The organism is Arthrobacter sp. AFG20, from assembly GCF_002892795.1.
Lineage (GTDB): Bacteria > Actinomycetota > Actinomycetes > Actinomycetales > Micrococcaceae > Arthrobacter.
In genome coordinates, this window is the sequence record NZ_PJMC01000003.1 from 174108 (window position 1) to 193400 (window position 19293).

Here is a 19293-nt window from a genome sequence, read left to right on the forward strand (position 1 = left end):
AGTCCCCCGTCAGCGCGAACGGACAGTTGCGGGCGCGCGTTCGACCCTGATCAAGCCCGATCAAGCAGGCCCATATTGTTGCCGTGCGGGACGTTTCCTAAGAATCTGGCTTGAGGCGCCAAACCTCAAGCGTCCCCTTTCGGGGGCATGATTGGCGCCTCAACTCCCCTGCGGGCCGCTTCCTACGGCGCGGGCTCCCGCGTGCCCAGTATCAGGAAGTCGGCCTTGGGGGACAGGTCGATCAAAGGAGAACCATGCAAAGACGCAGAACCATTGGGCGGGCAGTCTGCCTTGCCACCGCCGCAGCGTTCCTGGCCGGAGCGGCCGCTTCCGGCATCGCGCCGGCCGTCGCCAAAGCCGCCGTCGCCCCGGCAACGGTGCAGGACACAAACACATATTCAGCCATCCCGAACGGGCAGCCGTACCTGGACACGGACGGCAATCCCATCCATGCGCACGGCGGGTTCACGCTCAAGCACGAAGGTGTCTTCTACTGGGTCGGGGAGGACAAATCGCACAACCGTGCAACGTTCAAGGGCGTCAGCATGTACAAGTCCACGGACCTGGAAAACTGGGAGTACGTGGGCGCCGCCTTGAGTCCGGAAACACTGGACGCCAACGGAAACAAAGTACTGGCGCACTGCAAGGTGGAACGGCCCAAGCTGCTATACAACGAGGCCACAAAGAAGTTCGTGCTCTGGGGCCACTACGAGATGTTCGACGGCTACGCGGCCTCGGAAGTGGTCGTCGCCACCGCGGACAAGATCGAGGGACCGTACACCGTTACCGCAAAGGGCCACTTCCGCCCAGGAGCTGGGAATGCTGAGGGCGTAGGCGCCGTGGTCGGCGAAACACAGCCCAACGGCCAGCCAGCCAAGGCCGATTACCCGGCGACAGTGGGCTCCGGAGCGGCGGTAAAGAACCTGTCCGAACTCACGTTCGACACCACACTGAAGGCTACTTCAGTGGTCATGAAGGACGGCTACCCCACGGAGCGGCAGTCGCCGGTGGCAACTGCCGAGTACAACATCGGAGCCAGCCCGGCAGCGGATCTAAAGGCTCCCGTGATGGGGCCCGCCCAGTCCAGCGGCACAGGCGCCGTCGTCGTAAATCCCAACGGCCTGGACAACGCCTTCATCACCTCCGCACCGGACTCCACCGTCTACTACACCACGGACGGCTCCGAACCGGACCCGGCAGCTTCGGCCACCTACACCTCCGGCACGCCGATCCGCCTGGACGCAGCCAAGACGGTGAAGGCCGTCGCTGTCCGCGACAGCCAGACGAGTCCCGTGACCACGGCGAGTTACCGCCTTGCCGCGCCGGGCGAGGAGGTTCCGGTTCATCCGCCCGTGATCTCCGTTCCTGGCGGCAGCTACCCGGACGCCATCAGCCAGGTCAGGCTCTACGCCACTAGCAGCGGCACCGCCATCCACTACACGCAAGATGGCAAGGACCCAGATCCGCTCCTGCAGGGCGAAAATATGGGTTTCGGGTCCCGTGACTACACGCTCTACCAGGACCCGGTGACTGGAAAGGCCTACCTCGTCACCGCGCAGGACCACATCTATCTTCGGGTCTGGCAGCTGAGCGATGACTACACTGACGTCGTACCGTCGACGCAGTACCCGATGTTCGTGGGCCAGGCGCGGGAGGCGCCGGCGCTGATCCGCGAGGGCGGCTACACGTACATGATCACGTCCAAGCAGTCAGGCTGGTATCCGAACCAGGCCATGTACACGCGCACGACGGACATCTCGGACCCCAGCAAGTGGGAGGAACAGAAGCCGGTGGGAGACAACACCACCTTCCACAGCCAGCCGACCCAGATCATCGACGTCGGAAAAAACGGCAAGCACGAGTACGTCTACCTGGGCGACCGCTGGTATCCGCACGCCCTGGTCCAGTCAAACTACGTGTGGCTCCCGCTGGAGATCGAGAACGGCCAGATGAGCCTGTCCTACGTGCCGGAACTGGACATCAACGTCAGGGCGGGCAAGGTTAAGGAGCCAAATACGCGGCTTCTCTCCCTTGGCAAGCCGGTAACCGCCAGCGGGGTGACAGCCGAGCCCCAGACCGCCACGCAGCGGTACGGCCCGGAGACGGCCAACGACGGCGTCTCGTACGACCTCGATCCCTGGGACAGCACCTCCGAGTTCTACAAGAGCGACAAGGTGCCGTTCTCGTGGACTGTGGACCTCGAGAAGCCGTACGAGCTGCACCGGATTGACATCTCCGCCCGGACTGTGGGCGGATCAGACGCGGCACACCGTTACTCCGTCTCTGTCAGCAACGACGGCGTGACGTGGACGGAGGCCGCGGACAACCGGCAGAACAACCTGGTCGGTTTCAAGAGCCATCCTCTGTCCGGCACCTACCGGTACGTCAAGGTGGACGTCCATGACGTCTGGGACGTGGTGCACAACCAGCGGGCCACGTGGGAACGCGGCCTGCATGAAGTCTCCGTCTACGGGTTGCCCGCGGACGGCTGAGTCTGCGCGCCGTTGAAAGCGCGAACGGACATTCGAGTCCCTGGAAACAGGGGCTTGAGTGTCCGTTCGTGCTTGGTGGGGGCCGGTTCAGCCGGCGATGCGCCAGATGGTCGCTACCGCCACCGACGTCCCGTCAGCGAATTCGAAGCGGCCGGAGTCCTCGCCCCCGCTTCCCGGCACGTAGCGGACACCGCTCATTGCCTCCGTTGTCCCCGCACCGCCCAGGCCGACGACGGCCGCATAGTCGCCGTCGTCGGCCGGGCCGGCGGTGCCCACCCACGGAATGCTGAACCGCTGCCCGAGCGGGTGCGGCTCGTCGCGCGCCAGAGTCCCTGCGTCGTGGAGCGCGCCTCCCCAGCCCGGCAGGGCGCGCACCCAGCTGACTAGGGAGGTCCCGGCGTCGACCGGCCAGCCGCCAATCCGCAGCCGCGCCGTGCCACCCGCCGCCGCGCCGCGCACACGGACCAGCCGGAGCTCCACCGGTCCGCGTGTCACGGAAACCACGGTGATCTCCGGCCCGGGCGCTGCGTCACCGCCCATCCCGCTGCCGTGGTCGGGGCCGGTGTCGGCACCCACTGTGATCCAGTGCGAGGCACCCTTGGAGGCGCCGATGAGCACTCCCCCGGCGTCGCTCTGCGCCAGGGTACGGAAACCGGTGCGGTGCGTGCGCCGGCCTTCCGCATCAACCAGAACGACGGCGTTGTCCAGGGATTCGGATTCAAGGTCCGGGAAGGTGTGGGTCGAGTAACCAAGCCGGGCATACAGCGGGGAGTCCGTGACCGTGGCCCCCTCGTTGGCGTGGTCGGTGCCGTGGTTGCGGATCCGGACCACGCCGTCGGCCACGGTGCCGTCCATCTGCCAACCCGGCACCGGAATCAGCTTCCTGGTATCGCCAACTTCAACAGGCAGGGGTTCCTCTGCGGCCGTCCAGACCCGATGGTCGGCGGGCAGGGCAAGCCCCAGCATTCCCTTCGAGGCCCAGTAGGGGGAACCGCCGCCGGAGTAGGACTGCTTCATGCCGGCGAATTCGCCGTGCCAGCCGATGGACAGGAGGCCGTCGTCGGTGATCGCGCCGTGGCCGGCAAAATGGTCAAGCATCCCCGAGGCTGCGCGGCGGCTGACCCCGGGGTTGAGCCTGGTGTGGCCGGACAGTTCCCCGACCCAGAACGGAGCTGCGGCGGCGAACCGGTAAATCAGGCTGCGCCCCTGGATGAGGGGTGATCCGTTGGCGCCCACCAGGTACACGGCATCGTCCAGATAGTCTGCAAGGCGTGCACCGTCGAGCGCCCGGCGGGCACGCACCCTCGGGTCCTCCGGTGCCATCAGCGCCCACAACTGCGGGTACACGTGGAAGGCCCAGCCCACGTAGTGGTCGTATGCCCGCTCGGGGCCGTCCGCGAACCATCCGTGCCCCCGGTACAGGGAATCGTGGATGGCCAGACCGGCGTCGATGTCCTCGTTGGAATAACGACCTCCCACGCTGGCCAGGAACGTTTCCACCACGATCTGGAACCAGACCCAGTTGATGGGCGGGTACTCCTCGCCGATCACGGTTTCGAACCAGGCCACCAGCTGTTCCTGGACCCGCTGCGGAAGCTTGTCCCATAAGATCTCCCGCGTGAGGGCAAGGCCCACCGCGAGCGAGGCGGCTTCCACCTTGGCCTGCCCCAGCTCTCCGGGAGTAGGCCACCGGTCCTGCGAGGCGGGATTGGTGCCGGCATCCAGCCCCCGGGCGTACCAGTCGGCGAGCCAACCCGTATTCTCCGGGTCGCCCGCCATCCGGAAGGAGGCCATCAGAAAGGTGCGGGCGAAGGCCTCCAACGAATCGCTGCGCGGCCCGTAAGCACTGCCGGCGCCGGGAAGATGAATGTTGGCATGGTTATCCGTGGCGTAGCGGTGGGCGGAGCGCAGCAGGAAATCGGCATAGCTGCACCAGTGGGCGCGGGTGAGCCCGGTATAGGGCGAGAGCTGCATGTCCGGGGCAGGCAGCAGCAAGGTGCTGGGAGGCATCATCGGGTCCTAACGGGTTGGAGGGGTCTGGGTTGGCCGGGCAGCCGTGTTGCGGTACTCCGCCACCTGCATTCCGGCGTCCGGGACAAGCCAGGCAATGGCGCGCCGCAGCATTTCCAGATGCTCGGGTGCTTCGAAGGACGCGGCGTCGTGGCCGAGGGCGTCGTAAAAACTTCGCGCCCCGCCGCGCGTGCGGGACCAGAGGAGGGGGTGGAGGGTTCCCTCGTGCCGGTGCATGGCGTGGACCTTGACATCCGGGCTGGTTCGCAGCCAGCTGTAGCGTTCGTCCTGCACCTCAAAGTCCGGGATTCCGCCGGCGAGCGGCCCGGAACAGCCCTGCACGAGAATCTTGGCTGGCCCGTATTCCGGATGCATGGAGGTGCCGCGGACCCAGCGGCCGCCGAGCGCCTCCTCCCAGGCCTGGGAGTCCACGAAGCTCGTGGAGCTCACATGGCAGGCCAGAAGGGGCAGTCCCGCCTCGATCCAACGCTCCAGCCCGCGCATTGCCCCCACCGTTCCGGGGGACGGCCTGCCATCCCGGGGCAGGCCCACGTTGACCGCGAGCAGATCCGGCCACAGATCAGCAGGGTCCAGCCGGGCCAGGGCTGCATCGACGTCGTTGGCCACCTCGACTGCGATGCCGGCATCGGCCAGGAGCCCTGCCAGGGCGGCCGTCGTTTCCGGAAAAGGGTGCCATGGGTCCGCGTAGCGCCCGACCCCCGTGAGCAGCAGTGCCGTGGGTCGGCCGCCGGATCGGGTCACAGCGAGTCCTCCATGGCGTAGTCGGCCGCCGCGCGGGGACCGCCCACGGAGGATTCGCGCACGATGAGGTCCGGGTTCAGTTCGATCCGGTGCACGGGCCGGTTCCGCCCCTCGGAGAGCCGCGCCGAGACAAGCTGCACGGCGACGCGCCCCACGTACCGCTTGGGCGGGCGAACGGCGGAGATCGCGGGCTCGGCGAGGTACGCCACTTCGTCGTCGTACCCGACCACGGCCATGCTCCCGGGCACGTCGATGCCCCGGTCCACGCAGTGCTGCACAAAGGCAACGGCCTGCGTGTCGGAGTGGACCAGCATCGCGGTGGTCTGGGTCTCGTGGCACAACTGCAGAATCCGGTCAAAGTGCTCACCCCGGTCGGCGCCCAGAATGCCCGCCGAATCCTCGCTGACGGAGGCGTTGACAGGAATTTTCAGGGCCGACATGGCCTGCTCCCAGCCACGCACCACATGCGAACTGGTGGGGCTGGCCGAATCCGTCATGCAGCCGATCTTCCGGTGGCCCTCCTGCCACAGGTGGCGGACGGCCATGCCCGCGCCGAACGCGTGGTCGGTTGCCACCCATTCGAGGCGGTGGGCGGGTATTTCCGCCGGCGAGCGCCGCTCAGCGAGAACCACGGGAATGGGCAGCGAATTGAGCCACCGCAGCAGCTCCTGGCCGGCCGGCCCGGTCATGTTCGGGGCGACGATCAGGCCGTCGATGTTTTGTGTGTCCAGCAGGGCCTGGACCTGCCGGCGGTTGTCGGCGGCGTCGTAGGTGGAGCCCCGCACCGCGATCCGGACCTGCTGTTCGTCCGCCGCCTCGCGGGCGCCGCTGATGACCTGCGGCCAGTAGTAGTCCAGGGAAGGCACCACCATGCCAATGCAGTGCCGGTTGGCATGCTGGCGCGTCCCGGCGGCTGTGCGGTCGAGCGGACTGGGCAGCGTGGCGCCGCCGTGGACCCGGGAGAGGAGCCCTTCGTCGGCGAGAATGTTCACGTCGCGGCGGATCGTAAGTTCGCTGACGCCCAGCCTGGCGGCAACGTCGCGGACGGTGATGGCGCCGTGCGCACGCAGTTCCTCCATGAGCCGTTCGCGCCGCTGAAGGGAGAAGAGTGACTTGCCGCTGGCTTCGGGGGTCTGCTCCGGGCTCATGGTGTTGCCTCCACGGTAAGGGTGAATGCGCCTGCGGCGCGGGATCCGGCCGGCATGCTGAACCGCAGCCGGGTGAGGCTGGCGCCCCAGACGTTGGACAGCAGGGGATCGTCCAGGTTCCATTCGTTCACTTCAAGTGCGGCCGACGCCGGGTCCCAGGTCAGCTTTGCGTCCCGCCCATTCCGGTCGTCCGGGATCCCCGGCGAAACGGTCGCCGTGCCCGGCGGCCCCAGGTTCACGGTTCCGGCCAGAAGGTAGTGGATGACGACGTCGGGCGTTCCCGCCCCGGGCGGCTCGGCGAGGGACCACCGGTCCCCGATCACCGCGCGCGATCCCTGCCGGTCCAGCTCGGCCGAACGGATCCAGTCCGTGGCAGGACCGATGCCGTACGCCTCCCCGAGGCCCAGCACGAATCGGGGCTCCGCGGCGGTGGGGCGCCGCAGGACGCTGGCACTGAATTCCGCCCCGGTCCCCTGCTCCAGGCCGAAGGGAGCGGGAACACTGTGCCATGAGCTTTGCATGGCCCGGATCGAGTAGCGGTTGGGGCCGAACGTTTCGGCAGTGTAGGTGGGCTGGCCGGCGTCGACCAGGAGGGGAACGCCGTCGAGGGCGACGACGACGGAACCGACGTCGCGGTGATTGTGGTGTTCGCCGTTGTGGCCGCCCTTCGCGGCAAGGGTCAGCCCGGAGGCGGTGCCCGGCGCTTCCCTGGCCACCATGATCTGCACGGAATCGAGGTAGCTGAATCCGCCCAGGGGCGGTGCCGCGGCGGCGCTTTTGGCAGTTGCCGCGCTTTCCGCAACAGCGGGGCCGGTGGCGAGGCGGAACAGGGAGTGAAGCACCCGGCCCAGTCCCGAGGCCGCGTCCGGCTGCCCCGTTTCAAAGGCACGGGCGTGGCTGGCCGCATCTGCATCGCCCAGCCGGTCTGCCCAGCAGCCGAGCATGTCCCAGGGGAGGTTGCGGGGAGCCTTAGCCGGGCCATCGGCAACGTTGAGGAACCAGTGGTGCCCCAAGTGCATGCGGTGCGGGAAGGCTACGAGCCCGCGGATGACGGGGATGTCAGCGTTCAGCGCGCCGCCAGTGGCTTCCTCGAGGAGTGCCAGCGCCTCCAGTGCCCGCCCGGCACCGTTCCACCAGTAGGCGAAGCCCTCGTCTATGGCTCCGTCCGCGGGCACGGACGCCAGGAAGCGGTCCAGGCCCTCGATGCAGCGCGCCACTGTGGATGCCTGCAGTTCCGGCTCCTGGATCAGGATGATGGCCGCGGTCAGGATGTTGGAGTGGATCCAGGGATTCCAGTTGTGCACGTCCCCGTCGAGGCCCAGCCAGTGCCAGTCCATCCTGTCCTGGAACGGCCTCGCCACCCGTTCCAGCACTTCCTCCCTGATGCGTTTGCGCAGGCCGGGGGCCCGCCCATCCAGGGCATCGCCCAGCACCAGGTCCAGCCAGGCGAGCTGGGCAGCCACTTCACCGGCGCCCAGGTCCAGGAAGGGCATTCCGCGGTCCGGCACCACGTGCCCGTTGCGGTCCCTGACGTCGTCGTGCGCCGCCCAGCTCCAGGAGCTCTGCTCGCACAGGAGGTAGGCGCCGTCGATGACTTCATCCAGCCACGCAACACGATCCCGTTCGGCCGGTACCCGTTGGGCCAGGGCAGCCATGACGACGGCCCTGGTCAGGCGCTGCTGCCGGGCTGCCACCAGCCCCTCATAGTCCGTCCGGTTGCCGTCGCGGAAGTACCGCGCGTAGTGGGAGACAAGGGGCTGCGGCCAGGGCATGCGGCGCTCCGCTGACGCCTGCTCCGCAAGAGCCGCCACCGCTTCGTCCGGGATGGCCCGCCACGTCGCGTGTTCTGAGGACGGCCGGATGGTCAGGCGGTCCCTGGCGCCGTCGAGTGTCTGAAACAGTGAATCGACGGCGGCCGCGGCACCCCATGCCTGGGCGAGCGGTGGGACGGGCAGCGCCCCGGGCGTGGCACTTGGCAGAGGCACGCCCGACGCCCCTTCGCCGGCAACTGACACCTCGTGTTCCGGCCCTGCTGACATGGCTGCTCCTCCGTGGGCGTTTCAACCTGGAATGTTCGAATCTGAATGTTTCGGATCAAGCTTGTTCTAGCTGATTGAATTCCTATTTTCACGAGTATCTAATGAATACCGAACGTGATGCAAGCCATAAAGAACGGCCCCGAAGCCGGCCTTTGGCAACGAGAAAAGGAAGGGAGAACCCCTGATGACGCGCAAGCCCAAGGCACTGCTGGTCATGAACAGCGGAACCATGGCGGACCAGTTCGATGCCTCGCGGCTGGAGCGCCTTGCCCGCCTGGTGGACTTCGACGGACAGCTCTGGACCGACAGCCTGGACGCGCCGGAACTCGACGCGCAGCTGTCCGAAGTGGAAATACTGCTCACCAGCTGGGGTGTGCCCCGGCTGAATGCCGAAAGGCTCCGGCGCATGCCGCGGCTCGGTGCCGTGTTTCACTGCGCCGGGACGGTGCGCAGCTTTGTCACTGACGAACTGTGGGACCGTGGGATCCTGGTGACCAACGGCGCCGACGCCAACGCCATCCCGGTCGCCGAGTTCACCTTCGCGTCCATTGTGCTGGCGGGAAAGAAGGCGCAGTTCCTCGCCAACGATGCCCGCGTCGCCCGCGAGGACTGGGCCTACTCAACTTCCCGCGGCGAACTCGGCAACATTGGCCGCACTGTCGGGGTCATCGGCTTTTCCCGCATCGGCCGGCGCGTGGTGCAGCTGGTGCAGCAGCTGCAGGATGTCACCTGCCTGGTATCCGACCCCCATGCGGACCCGTTTGAAGTGGCGGCCGCGGGCGGCCAGCTGGTGAGCCTGGATGAGCTGCTGCCGGTGTCCGACGTCGTCACGGTCCACGCGCCGGCCCTGCCGGCGACACGGAACATGATCAGCACCCGGGAGCTGGCGGCCATGCAGGACCACGCCACGCTGATCAATACCGCACGGGGCTCGCTGGTGGACACCGCCGCACTGGAGGCAGCATGCGCCACCGGGCGCCTGCACGCCATCCTCGATGTCACCGAACCCGAGCCCCTGCCCGCCGGATCGGTACTGTATGACCTGCCCAATGTTGTCCTCACCCCGCACATCGCGGGATCGTTGGGAACAGAGACCCGCAGGATGTCGGACGCCGCACTGGACGATCTCGAACGCTACCTCACCGGCCAGGCCCTGGTGGCGGAGGTAGTACCCGAAGACCTCGGACTGAGCGCCTGACTTTATCCACCCGAAAATCCTCGCCGCGGCAGCGGCGGACTTATCCCCTAACTAGGAGAACCGCAATGAAGCGCACTACCCTCGCGGCGATCGCCCTCGCCGTTACCGCCGGACTGGGACTGACAGGCTGCGCAGGCGCCGCCGGCCCCGCGGAAACAGGCAACCAGAACGGCAAGACCAAGCTCACGGTGTCCGTCTGGAACTATGAGGGAACTCCCGAGTTCAAGGCACTGTTTGACGGCTACGAAGCAGCCAACCCGAACGTCGACATCGAACCTGTGGATATTCTGGCCGACGATTACCCGCAGAAGGTCACCACCATGCTCGCCGGTGGCGACACCACCGATGTCCTCACCATGAAGAACGTCATCGACTACGCCCGGTACGCCAACAACGGCCAGCTGCAGGAGATCAACAGCGTGGTGGACTCGGTGGGCAAGGACAACCTGGCCAGCCTGGACGCCTTCGACATGAACGGCAAGTACTTTGCCGCACCATACCGGCAGGACTTCTGGCTGCTGTACTACAACAAGGACCTGTTCAAGGCGGCGGGAATCGACGATCCCAAGGACCTGACATGGGAGAAGTACTCGGAGATCGCTAAAAAGCTCACCAGCACGGCCGACGGCAAGAAGGTATACGGCACCTACCACCACATCTGGCGTTCCGTAGTCCAGGCCATCGCAGCTGCGCAGAACGGCGGCGACCAGATCAGCGGCGAGTACGGTTTCTTCGAGGACCAGTACAACACCGCCCTGGACCTGCAGAAGAGCGGCGCGACGCTGGACTTCGGTACGGCGAAAAGCCAGAAAACCAGTTACCGCACCATGTTCGAAACGGGCCAGGCCGCCATGATGCCCATGGGCACCTGGTACATCGCCGGCATCCTGCAGGCCAAGAAGGACGGCAAGACCAACGTCAACTGGGGTCTGGCACCGCTGCCGCAGAAGGACTCTAGCGGCAAGGTCAGCACGTTCGGCTCCCCCACCGCGTTCGCTGTCAACAAGAACGCGGCACACTCCGAGGAAGCCAAGAAGTTCATCGAGTGGGCAGCCGGCGAGGAGGGCGCCAAGACCATCTCGAAGATCGGTGTTGTTCCCGCCCTGCAGAATGATGCAGTCACGGCCGAGTACTTCAAGCTGGACGGACTGCCCACAGACGCTCTCTCCAAGAAGGCCTTCACCCCGGATGAGACAGCCCTCGAAATGCCGGTGAGCGACAAGTCGGCAGCCACGGACAAGATCCTCAACCAGGAGCACGACCTCGTCATGGTCGGCGAGCGCTCCGTGACTGACGGCATCGCCGAAATGGGCAAGCGCGTCAAGGACGAAGTCCTGAAGTAATCATGACGACACAAACAATCACCCAGGCTCCTGTCCCGGAACGGACTGCACCGCACAGCCGGGGCAACAGGAAGCAGGCCAGGCGCAACGCGCTGATCGGCTGGACGTTCATCCTGCCGAACTTCCTGGGCTTCCTGGCCTTCACCCTCATCCCCGTCCTCGCCGCCTTCGCACTTTCCTTCATGGAATGGACGTCCTTCAGCGCCCCCAAGTGGGTGGGGCTGAAGAACTTCGAGCGAATGATTGCCAGTGACTCGTTCTGGGTAGCCCTGCGCAACACCGTGGTCTACGCACTCGGCCACGTGCCCCTCACCATGGCCCTCGCCCTCGTCCTGGCGATGCTGCTGAACCGCAAGCTCAAGGGCATCGGCTTCTTCCGCGTAGCCATCTTCTTCCCGTACATCACGTCCCTGGTGGCGGTCGCCGTCGTCTGGAACATGCTCTTCAGCCCGGACAGCGGCCCCGTCAACCAGTTCCTGCACGGGATCGGCATCGCAGAAGCGCCCGGGTGGACGTCCAGCTCCGATTGGGCCCTTCCCGCCGTCATCATCACCAGCGTCTGGCGGGACATGGGGTACTACATGGTCCTGTACCTGGCCGGTCTGCAGGCCATTCCCACCGAACTCTATGAAGCGGCCGAAGTGGACGGTGCCAGCGCCTGGCAGCGCTTCTGGAACGTCACGCTGCCGTCGCTGCGGCCCACCACCTTCTTCGTGGTGGTCATGCTGACGGTCTCCAGTTTCAAGGTGTTCGACCTCATCGTCGTCATGACCAACGGCGGTCCCGGCCGGTCCACCACGGTCCTGTCCCAGCTCATCTACCAGGAGGGCATCGGCGAAGGGAAGTTCGGCTACTCGTCGGCGATCTCGCTGGTCCTGTTCCTCATCGTCCTGACGGTCACCGTCCTGCAGTTCAAGATCCAACAGCGGAGGGAACGCTGATGACCAACATGGCAGAAGACCTCAAAGCCGAGGCACGATCCGTGGGCACCAACCTGGAGGCCGCGCCGGAGGGCCGCCGCTTGCCGAACCGCCCGAGTCGCTCGAACCGCTCCACGCGGGAACAGAAGGCCAGGACCACCAACGTGCTTATCTACGGCGTCCTCGTCGTGCTGGTGGCGGCGCTGATGGTGCCGTTCATCTGGATGCTCTCCTCCTCACTGAAAGAGAACAACCAGGTACTCACGGTTCCCATTCAGTGGATCCCCACGGAATTCGTCTGGAGCAACTACACGGACATCTGGTCCCGGATCCCCATGCTGGGCTACCTGCAGAATTCGCTGTACCTGTCCGTGATCATCACAGTCCTGCAGGTCCTCACCGGGTCCCTGGCCGCATACGGCTTTTCCAAGGTCCGGTTCCCCGGCCGCGATGTGCTGTTCCTGGGCTACATCGGCACCATCGCCGTGCCGTGGCAGGCCTACATGGTGCCGCAGTACATCATGATGCAGCAGCTCGGCCTGACCAACAGCTTCAACGCCCTCATCCTGCTCCAGGCATTCGGTGCCTTCGGCGTGTTCCTGATGCGCCAGTACTACATGACCATCCCCGATGAGCTCTGCGAGGCGGCCCGGATCGACGGACTCAGTGAGTACGGCATCTGGGCGCGGATAATCCTGCCGCTGTCCAAGCCGGCCCTGGCCAGCCTGGCACTGCTGACCTTCGTCAACACGTGGAACGACTACATGGGCCCGTTCATCTACCTCACCAGCAACCGCCTCTGGACGGTCCAGCTGGGCCTGCGCTCCTTCGTCGGCCAGTTCGACGCCGAGTACGCCATGATCATGACCGGCTCCGTCATCTCGGTGGTGCCCATCCTCATCATCTTCCTCCTCGGCCAGCGCTACTTCATCCAGGGCATCGCGACGAGCGGAATGAAGGGATGACTTCGGTGCGGGAGCCGCTGCGGCGCAGGTGGACCGGACCGGGATTCGAGACCTTCGGGACCGTCTTCGGCTTCGTCTACACGTTCCTGGCAGGCAACTTCCTGCTGGCGGCGGCCAACGCCCCGCTGCTGGTGGTGCTGGCGCTGGTCGAGGACCCGCTCGCCGCCTGGCCGTTCTTCCTGGCACTGTCCCTCACCATCGTCCCGTCCCTCGCCGGAGCATTCAGCGCTTTTCAGGCTCTTGGTGCCGACGGCACGGCAGTGAAGCCGGTATCGGCGTTCCTCCGTGGCTATAAGCGTTCCTTCCGCCGCACGGCGCCGCTTGGGCTGGGCGCGACGGCGGTGCTCATGTTCCTCTTTCTGGACCTGACCATCGTGCAATTCATGCCTGCGGCAGCCGTCCTGGTGCCGCTCATCGTCATCGCGGCCGCCGCGGCGGTGTGCATCACGGTGACCGTCACGGCCGGTCTGGTGCTCCTGCCGGGGGCGCGGCTCAAGAGCCTTGCGAAAGCCGCCGTCTACATCTGCGTACGGAGCTGGTACCTCAGCCTGGCACTACTTGCCCTGACCGCAATCATTCTCGGGGCAGTACTCGTCCAGCCCGTGCTGGGTGTGGCCCTGGCGCCTGCACCCCTTCTCTTCATTATTTGGAGCAACACGTCCTGGGCATACTCCGCGGCGCTGAGGCATGAGGACCCGAACAACCCCCTCTAGCGGAGTTTTTGTCCAGATAATGGCCCCTGACACCCCTGCAGCGTGCATTATCTGGACAAAAACTCGGCAGCAACGCCTAGCCGGCGTTCAGGGACTCCGGCTCGCTGACGCCGTCGGCCTCCGTCACCGACGATGACCCAGTGCGCGCCAGTACCAGCTTCAAGACCAGCAGCGTTCCGGTGGCCACCAGCGCGGCCAGGGCAAAGATGCCGAAACCCCAACCCTGGTTGCCGGCAGCGAACAGCTGTCCGCCCATCCACGGGCCGAAGACCGCCCCGAAGCGCCCGATTCCCGTGGTCCAGCCGATGGCTGTGGCGCGGCTCGCTGTGGGGTAGACGTGGGCGACGGCTGCGTACACCATGGTCTGCGCGCTGAACAGGAACACCCCGGCCGCGAACACCAGGACATACGTGGCAATCAGGGGCAGATGCGCCCCGAGGGAGTAGACGGCGGCCGCGGTCAGGGCGAACCAGATGATCGCCACGCGCACCGGGCCGAACCTGTCGGCGATCCGACCGGCAATGAACATGCCCGCGATGCCGCCGCCGTTGATCACCAGCAGGAAGGCCAGCGCGGAGCCGAGGTTGTAACCTTCCGACCGCATCAGCGCAGGCAGCCACGTGCTCACGCCGTAGACCAGCAGCAGTCCGGCGAAGGAGGTCAACCAGAACAGCGTGTTGATCCGCCAGCGGTCGCGGCTGAAGAGCTGGGCCAGGGCAGCCTTCCGGTCGGAGGCGGCAGCGGCCTCCCCGGCAGCAGGAATCGCGAGTCCATACCGTTGCGAGAGGCGCTCGGCTGCTGCGGTGCGGCCCTTGGCCATCAGGAAGGCCATCGATTCGGGCATGAAGCGCGCCACGAGCGGGACCGCGACGAACAGCGGAACCACGCCGATGAGGAACACCGTCCGCCAGCCGAAGTCCTCGAGCAGCCAGATCCCGAGCGTTGAAGCAGCGATACCGCCGGCGTGGTGTGCGGTCATGAGGACACCAATCAGCAGGTTCCGGCGACCTTCTGGCGCGTACTCGGCGACGAGCGCGATCGCCGTCGGCAGCAGCCCGCCCAGCCCCAGTCCGGCAACCAGACGGGCCGCGCCGAACAGGGTCACATCCGGAGCGACGGCGCAAAGACCTGAGGCGACGGAGAAGAGCGCGCAGCAGAGCAGGAGAACCCTCTTGCGGCCGATCCGGTCCGTAGCCATGCCGGCGGAGAGCGCCCCGAGCAGCATCCCGAAGGTGGCGACACTGCCGACGTCGCCCGCTTTCGCCGCAGACAGACCGAAAGCCTTGTCGGCGAGCATGTCCGGCAGCGCGGCGCCGTAAACGAAGAGGTCCAGGCCGTCGAAGAAAACGAGCAGCCAGCAGAGGGCGACGACTGCTGCCGCCACCCTGGCCGATGACCGGGTCCGGTCAGTGAGAACTTCAGGAAGCATCATTGCTGCCCTTTCAAAAAAGTAGGGGAAAGCCTTGTGGCCGTCCCCACTGTAGGCGGTGACAACAATCACGTCAACTAAATTGTTAGCAATCGCAGCCAGCGGGCGCGCAGGCAAGAAAAAGGCCGCATCCGGCCGCGCGTGCGGTCGAAAGCGGCCTCAATGAGGGCAGCAGGGACTGGATGGTCAGGGGTTGGAGGACCGGATGACGTCGGCAACGCTCTCGAGATGCACCCGCATGGCCTCCGCAGCGGCGTCGGGATCATGCGCGCAGACGGCATCAATAATCGCGAGATGCTGCGGCAGGGACACCGCCGGGCGGCCGGGCTGGCGCGCGAGCCGGAACTGGAAGCGCACAGCCTGGCCGCGGAGCCGTTGGATCGTCGCAGCAGCCGTCTGCTGGGCGCTGATCTCGATAAGTCGCGCATGGAGCGTTTGGTTGCCCTCGGAGTAGGACTCCCTGTCGCCGCGCTCCACCGCGTCCTTCATGCTCTCCGCCAGCTGCTGAAGCTCGGCGGCCTGGTCGGCAGTGATCCGCTCGGCCGCCTTCCGGGCGCAGAGCGCCTCCAGCGCGGCACGCACCTCGGTGATTTCCACTGCCTCGTCAACAGATACCGCCCGCACCCTGGCACCGCGGTTCTGAACGCGCTCCACCAGGCCCTCGACACTCAGCTCCGATAGCGCCACCCGGACGTTCCCCCTGCTGGCCCCGTACTCGGCAGCAAGATCAGCCTCCACCAACCGCTGGTTTGGTACTAGCTCGCCATTCACGATGGCAGTGCGCAGCAGATCAGCCAGCTCGGCGGCCGTCATAGTCCGGCCCGGCGCTCCGTCAAGGGTCTCCACGTGTCGCCACCTCCCGGCGGCACTGACCGGCCGCAGCATTGTTAGCAATTTCTCTCTAGGTTAGTTCATTCCGGCAGCCAACGATTGTGTTCACTAAATTGTTGACAATCCCCTCGAGGAGCTGGTTCACTCGAAGCAACGGCGTCGTTCGGCGGACGCCCCTCCCCGACCTGACGAAGGAAAGCTAATGAACGACGCCTTTCATGATGTGGCGCACCTGGGCCACGTTGAACTGCTGACGCCCGAATTCGAGAAGAGCCTGTGGTTCTTCACCGATCTCCTCGCCATGGAGGAGGTGGCCCGCGACGGCGACTCCGTGTTCCTCCACGCCTGGGATGACTACGAGCACCACACCATCAAACTCACGGCGGCCCCGACGTCGGGCATTGGCAAGGTGGCGCTGCGCGCCTCCAGCGAGGCCGCGCTGCAGCGCCGCGTGGCGGCGATCGAGGCGAGCGGGCAGGGCATCGGATGGCACGACGGCGGGCCGAGCCTTGGCCCGACATACGCGTTCACTGACCCGGACGGGCATCCGATGGACATCTACTACGAAACCGAGTGGCACGTCCCCACCGAGGAAGCCCGCCCGGCCCTGAAGAACCAGGCCTCCCGGTTTCCCGGCGTCGGCGTCAATGCCCGCCGGCTGGACCACGTGAACTTCCTGGCCGCGGACGTCACGCTCAACGGCAACTTCGCCGCAGAAGCCCTCGGCGGCCGAGCCACGGAGCAGATCCGCCTCAACAGCGGCAAGCTCGGCGCCCAGTGGTTCACCTTCACGAACAAGTCCTACGACCTGGTCTACAGCGAAGACTGGACCGGCAGCAACGGCCGGCTCCACCACATCGCCTTCGCCACCGACACCCGCGAGGACATCCTCAAGGCAGCGGACATCTTCCTGGAGAACGGCATCCACATCGAGTCCGGCCCGCACAAGCACGCCATCCAGCAGACGTTCTTCCTGTATGTCTACGAACCCGGCGGAAACCGGATCGAGTTCTGCAACTCCGGAGCCCGGATGATCCTGGCCCCGGACTGGAAGACCGTCGAGTGGACCGAAGCCGACCGGGCCAAGGGCCAGGCATGGGGCATGAAGACCATCGAGACCTTCCACACCCACGGCACCCCGCCGGTCGCCGTTCCCGCGCACTGACCCGCCTAGCCGCCCACAGGAGAACAACGTGTCCCTTCACCCACTCACCGCACCCGCTCTGGCGGCGGGCCCACGACGGGCCGGCAGCCAACTCGCCATTCCGTGCTGGTACATGCGGGGAGGAACATCCAAGGGGCCGTTCTTCCGCGCCGAAGATCTGCCGCAGGATCCTGCCGCCCGCGACGCCATCCTCCTGGCCGCCATGGGCTCGCCGGATCCGCGGCAGATCGACGGCCTGGGCGGCGCGCATCCGCTCACCAGCAAGGCCGGGATCGTCGCCCGAAGCCAACGGCCCGGCGTCGACCTGGAATTTCTGTTCGCCCAGCTCCAGCCCCTCAGCGACACGGTGGACACCACCCCCAACTGCGGCAACATGCTTGCCGCGGTGGTGCCGTTCGCCATTGAGTCGGGCCTTTTGATCCCCGACGGCGACATCACCACCGCGCGCGTCCTCACCCTGAACACCAGCATGGTCGCCGAGATCAGCGTGCCCACACCGGTGGATGACTCGGGCCGGTACGTCGGTTACACCGGGGACGCGCGGATCGACGGCGTTCCCGGCCCCGCGGCCGCCGTCGAAATCAACTTCCTCGACACCGCCGGTTCGGTCTGCGATTCCCTGCTGCCGACGGGCAACGTCCGGGACACCGTGGACATCCCAGGGTTCGGGCCGGTGGACGTGACCTGCATCGACAACGGCATGCCCCTGGTCATCGTCAGCGCGGCCGACCTCTACCGCACCGGCCAGGAAACCACTGCCGAGCTGAACAGGGACCGGGAGCTCAAGGACCGGCTCGAGGCCCTCCGGATCAGCTGCGGCGAGATCATGGGCCTGGGCGACGTGGCCTCGAAAAACTATCCGAAAATGACCCTGGTTTCCCCGCCGGCACACGGCGGGGCGGTCAGCACCCGCAGCTTCATCCCGCACGTCTGCCACGAGTCGATCGGCGTGCTGGCGGCGGTCACCGCCGCCACTGCCTGCGTCCTCGACGGCAGTGTTGCGGCCGCCGTCGCCACTGTCTCCGGCGGCGCATCCCGCACCATTTCCGTGGAGCATCCGGGCGGGGAATTCACCGTGAGGCTGGAACTCGACCCCAATGACCCCACCCGCGTGGCCCAGTCTGCGCTGCTGCGCACCGCCCGCCTCATCATGGCCGGGGACGTCATGGTCCCGGCACACCTTTGGAACCCTACGGACCCCTCTTTCCCGGCATCAGCGCCCAAGGAGCAAGAACTGTGATTATCGATATCCACGGCCACTACACCACGGCCCCGCCGGCACTCACCGAATGGCGCGACCGGCAGATTGCCGGCCTCGAGGACCCGTCCCTGGCCCCCCGCCGCTCGGAACTGAAGATCTCCGACGACGAACTCCGGGAAAGCATCGAGCAGAACCAGTTGCGGCTCATGGATGAGCGCGGCATCGACCTCACAGTGTTCTCGCCGCGGGCTTCCTTCATGGCCCACCACGTGGGCGGCTTCGAGACGTCCGCCGAGTGGGCCGCCATCTGCAACGAACTCTGCTACCGGGTCAGCCAGCTCTACCCCGAACGCTTCGTCCCCGCCGCCATGCTCCCGCAGTCCCCCGGCGCCGACCCCGCCAGCTGCCTTCCCGAGCTCACCCGCTGCGTCGAGGAATACGGTGCCGTCGCGCTGAACCTGAACCCGGACCCGTCCGGCGGCCACTGGACGGCGCCGCCGCTGACGGACCACTCCTGGTACCCCGTCTACGAAAAGATGGTGGAATACGACATCCCGGGCATGGTCCACGTCAGCACCAGCATCAACCCGGCCTTCCACACCACCGGCGCGCACTACCTGAACGCCGACACCACCGCCTTCATGCAGCTGATCCAGGGCGACCTCTTCGCCGACTTTCCAGGCCTGAAGCTGGTCATCCCCCACGGCGGCGGCGCCGTGCCCTACCACTGGGGACGCTTCCGCGGCCTGGCCATGGCCCTGAAGAAGCCAGCCCTGGAGGAACACCTGCTGGGCAACGTCTTCTTCGACACCTGCGTCTACCACCAGCCCGGCATCGAGCTTCTCCTGGACGTCATCCCCACCCGGAACATCCTGTTCGCGTCCGAGATGATTGGCGCCGTCCGGGACATCGACCCCTGCACCGGCCACAACTTCGATGACACGGCACGCTACATCGAATCCGCCGGACTCAACGAGGCCGACCTCGCAGGCATCCAGGAACACAACACCCGTACCGTCTACCCCCGCCTCAACGCACTGCTCAAACAGCAGGGCCGCTAACCCACGGTTTTCGCCA

At 66.3% G+C, this 19293-nt stretch carries 15 protein-coding genes; 9 read left to right on the forward strand and 6 right to left on the reverse strand.

Annotation, left to right across the window (positions count from 1 at the left end; translation table 11 throughout):
- Window positions 1-254 precede the first annotated feature (254 nt).
- Window positions 255-2492, forward strand: coding sequence for a family 43 glycosylhydrolase (locus CXZ05_RS04470; protein ID WP_102971413.1), 2238 nt, complete (start codon window positions 255-257; stop codon window positions 2490-2492).
- 87 nt (window positions 2493-2579) lie between these two features.
- On the opposite strand, the gene CXZ05_RS04475 is transcribed toward CXZ05_RS04470, so the two are convergent.
- Genes CXZ05_RS04475 through CXZ05_RS04490 form a run of 4 tightly spaced genes read right to left on the reverse strand, consistent with a single transcriptional unit; the run spans window position 2580 to window position 8451 of the window.
- Window positions 2580-4502, reverse strand: a complete 1923-nt coding sequence (locus CXZ05_RS04475) for a DUF2264 domain-containing protein (RefSeq protein WP_102971414.1) — start codon at window positions 4500-4502, stop codon at window positions 2580-2582.
- 9 nt (window positions 4503-4511) lie between these two features.
- A complete protein-coding gene (locus tag CXZ05_RS04480; protein WP_102971415.1) occupies window positions 4512-5264 on the reverse strand; it encodes a ThuA domain-containing protein in 753 nt (250 codons plus the stop codon).
- Window positions 5261-6412 (reverse strand): substrate-binding domain-containing protein, encoded by a 1152-nt coding sequence (locus CXZ05_RS04485; RefSeq protein WP_102971416.1) that lies wholly within the window; start codon window positions 6410-6412, stop codon window positions 5261-5263. The genes CXZ05_RS04480 and CXZ05_RS04485 overlap by 4 nt, the downstream gene beginning before the upstream one ends.
- Window positions 6409-8451, reverse strand: a complete 2043-nt coding sequence (locus CXZ05_RS04490) for a heparinase II/III-family protein (RefSeq protein ID WP_258006439.1) — start codon at window positions 8449-8451, stop codon at window positions 6409-6411. The genes CXZ05_RS04485 and CXZ05_RS04490 overlap by 4 nt, the downstream gene beginning before the upstream one ends.
- 184 nt (window positions 8452-8635) lie before the next feature.
- Between CXZ05_RS04490 and CXZ05_RS04495 the strand changes: the two genes are divergently transcribed.
- The 5 genes from CXZ05_RS04495 to CXZ05_RS04515 all read left to right on the forward strand — a co-directional run bounded on the left by CXZ05_RS04495 (window position 8636) and on the right by CXZ05_RS04515 (window position 13590).
- Window positions 8636-9649 carry a hydroxyacid dehydrogenase gene (locus CXZ05_RS04495; protein WP_102971417.1) on the forward strand — a complete coding sequence of 338 codons (1014 nt, stop codon included), beginning with the start codon at window positions 8636-8638 and terminating at the stop codon, window positions 9647-9649.
- 65 nt (window positions 9650-9714) lie between these two features.
- Window positions 9715-10992, forward strand: coding sequence for an ABC transporter substrate-binding protein (locus CXZ05_RS04500; RefSeq protein ID WP_102971418.1), 1278 nt, complete (start codon window positions 9715-9717; stop codon window positions 10990-10992).
- 2 nt (window positions 10993-10994) lie between these two features.
- Complete coding sequence (locus tag CXZ05_RS04505; protein WP_102971419.1) at window positions 10995-11933, forward strand: carbohydrate ABC transporter permease; 939 nt, start codon at window positions 10995-10997, stop codon at window positions 11931-11933.
- Window positions 11933-12877 (forward strand): carbohydrate ABC transporter permease, encoded by a 945-nt coding sequence (locus CXZ05_RS04510; RefSeq protein ID WP_219726529.1) that lies wholly within the window; start codon window positions 11933-11935, stop codon window positions 12875-12877. The genes CXZ05_RS04505 and CXZ05_RS04510 overlap by 1 nt, the downstream gene beginning before the upstream one ends.
- Window positions 12874-13590: a DUF624 domain-containing protein gene (locus tag CXZ05_RS04515; RefSeq protein WP_102971420.1), complete on the forward strand. Its 717-nt coding sequence runs from the start codon at window positions 12874-12876 to the stop codon at window positions 13588-13590. The genes CXZ05_RS04510 and CXZ05_RS04515 overlap by 4 nt, the downstream gene beginning before the upstream one ends.
- 76 nt (window positions 13591-13666) lie before the next feature.
- On the opposite strand, the gene CXZ05_RS04520 is transcribed toward CXZ05_RS04515, so the two are convergent.
- Both CXZ05_RS04520 and CXZ05_RS04525 read right to left on the reverse strand, forming a co-directional pair.
- The gene (locus CXZ05_RS04520; protein WP_258006440.1) at window positions 13667-15022 is read right to left on the reverse strand and encodes an aromatic acid/H+ symport family MFS transporter; all 1356 of its coding nucleotides are present in this window, start codon (window positions 15020-15022) and stop codon (window positions 13667-13669) included.
- Between the two features lie 183 nt (window positions 15023-15205).
- The gene (locus CXZ05_RS04525) at window positions 15206-15865 is read right to left on the reverse strand and encodes a GntR family transcriptional regulator (protein ID WP_219726530.1); all 660 of its coding nucleotides are present in this window, start codon (window positions 15863-15865) and stop codon (window positions 15206-15208) included.
- 187 nt (window positions 15866-16052) lie between these two features.
- Between CXZ05_RS04525 and CXZ05_RS04530 the strand changes: the two genes are divergently transcribed.
- The 3 genes from CXZ05_RS04530 to CXZ05_RS04540 are packed head-to-tail and all read left to right on the forward strand — an operon-like array spanning window position 16053 to window position 19277.
- Window positions 16053-17015 carry a catechol 2,3-dioxygenase gene (locus CXZ05_RS04530; RefSeq protein WP_102971421.1) on the forward strand — a complete coding sequence of 321 codons (963 nt, stop codon included), beginning with the start codon at window positions 16053-16055 and terminating at the stop codon, window positions 17013-17015.
- Between the two features lie 28 nt (window positions 17016-17043).
- Window positions 17044-18255: a 4-oxalomesaconate tautomerase gene (locus tag CXZ05_RS04535; RefSeq protein WP_102971422.1), complete on the forward strand. Its 1212-nt coding sequence runs from the start codon at window positions 17044-17046 to the stop codon at window positions 18253-18255.
- Entirely contained in the window at window positions 18252-19277 is a 1026-nt protein-coding gene (locus tag CXZ05_RS04540) for an amidohydrolase family protein (RefSeq protein WP_102971423.1), read from the forward strand. The genes CXZ05_RS04535 and CXZ05_RS04540 overlap by 4 nt, the downstream gene beginning before the upstream one ends.
- Window positions 19278-19293: the final 16 nt, after the last annotated feature.

Coding starts and splice junctions, on each gene's coding strand:
- CXZ05_RS04470 (WP_102971413.1), top strand. CDS start 255: ATGCAAAGACGCAGAACCATTGGGCGGGCAGTCTGCCTTGCCACCGCC.
- CXZ05_RS04475 (WP_102971414.1), bottom strand. CDS start 4,502: ATGCCTCCCAGCACCTTGCTGCTGCCTGCCCCGGACATGCAGCTCTCG.
- CXZ05_RS04485 (WP_102971416.1), bottom strand. CDS start 6,412: ATGAGCCCGGAGCAGACCCCCGAAGCCAGCGGCAAGTCACTCTTCTCC.
- CXZ05_RS04490 (WP_258006439.1), bottom strand. CDS start 8,451: ATGTCAGCAGGGCCGGAACACGAGGTGTCAGTTGCCGGCGAAGGGGCG.
- CXZ05_RS04495 (WP_102971417.1), top strand. CDS start 8,636: ATGACGCGCAAGCCCAAGGCACTGCTGGTCATGAACAGCGGAACCATG.
- CXZ05_RS04500 (WP_102971418.1), top strand. CDS start 9,715: ATGAAGCGCACTACCCTCGCGGCGATCGCCCTCGCCGTTACCGCCGGA.
- CXZ05_RS04505 (WP_102971419.1), top strand. CDS start 10,995: ATGACGACACAAACAATCACCCAGGCTCCTGTCCCGGAACGGACTGCA.
- CXZ05_RS04510 (WP_219726529.1), top strand. CDS start 11,933: ATGACCAACATGGCAGAAGACCTCAAAGCCGAGGCACGATCCGTGGGC.
- CXZ05_RS04515 (WP_102971420.1), top strand. CDS start 12,874: ATGACTTCGGTGCGGGAGCCGCTGCGGCGCAGGTGGACCGGACCGGGA.
- CXZ05_RS04520 (WP_258006440.1), bottom strand. CDS start 15,022: ATGATGCTTCCTGAAGTTCTCACTGACCGGACCCGGTCATCGGCCAGG.
- CXZ05_RS04530 (WP_102971421.1), top strand. CDS start 16,053: ATGAACGACGCCTTTCATGATGTGGCGCACCTGGGCCACGTTGAACTG.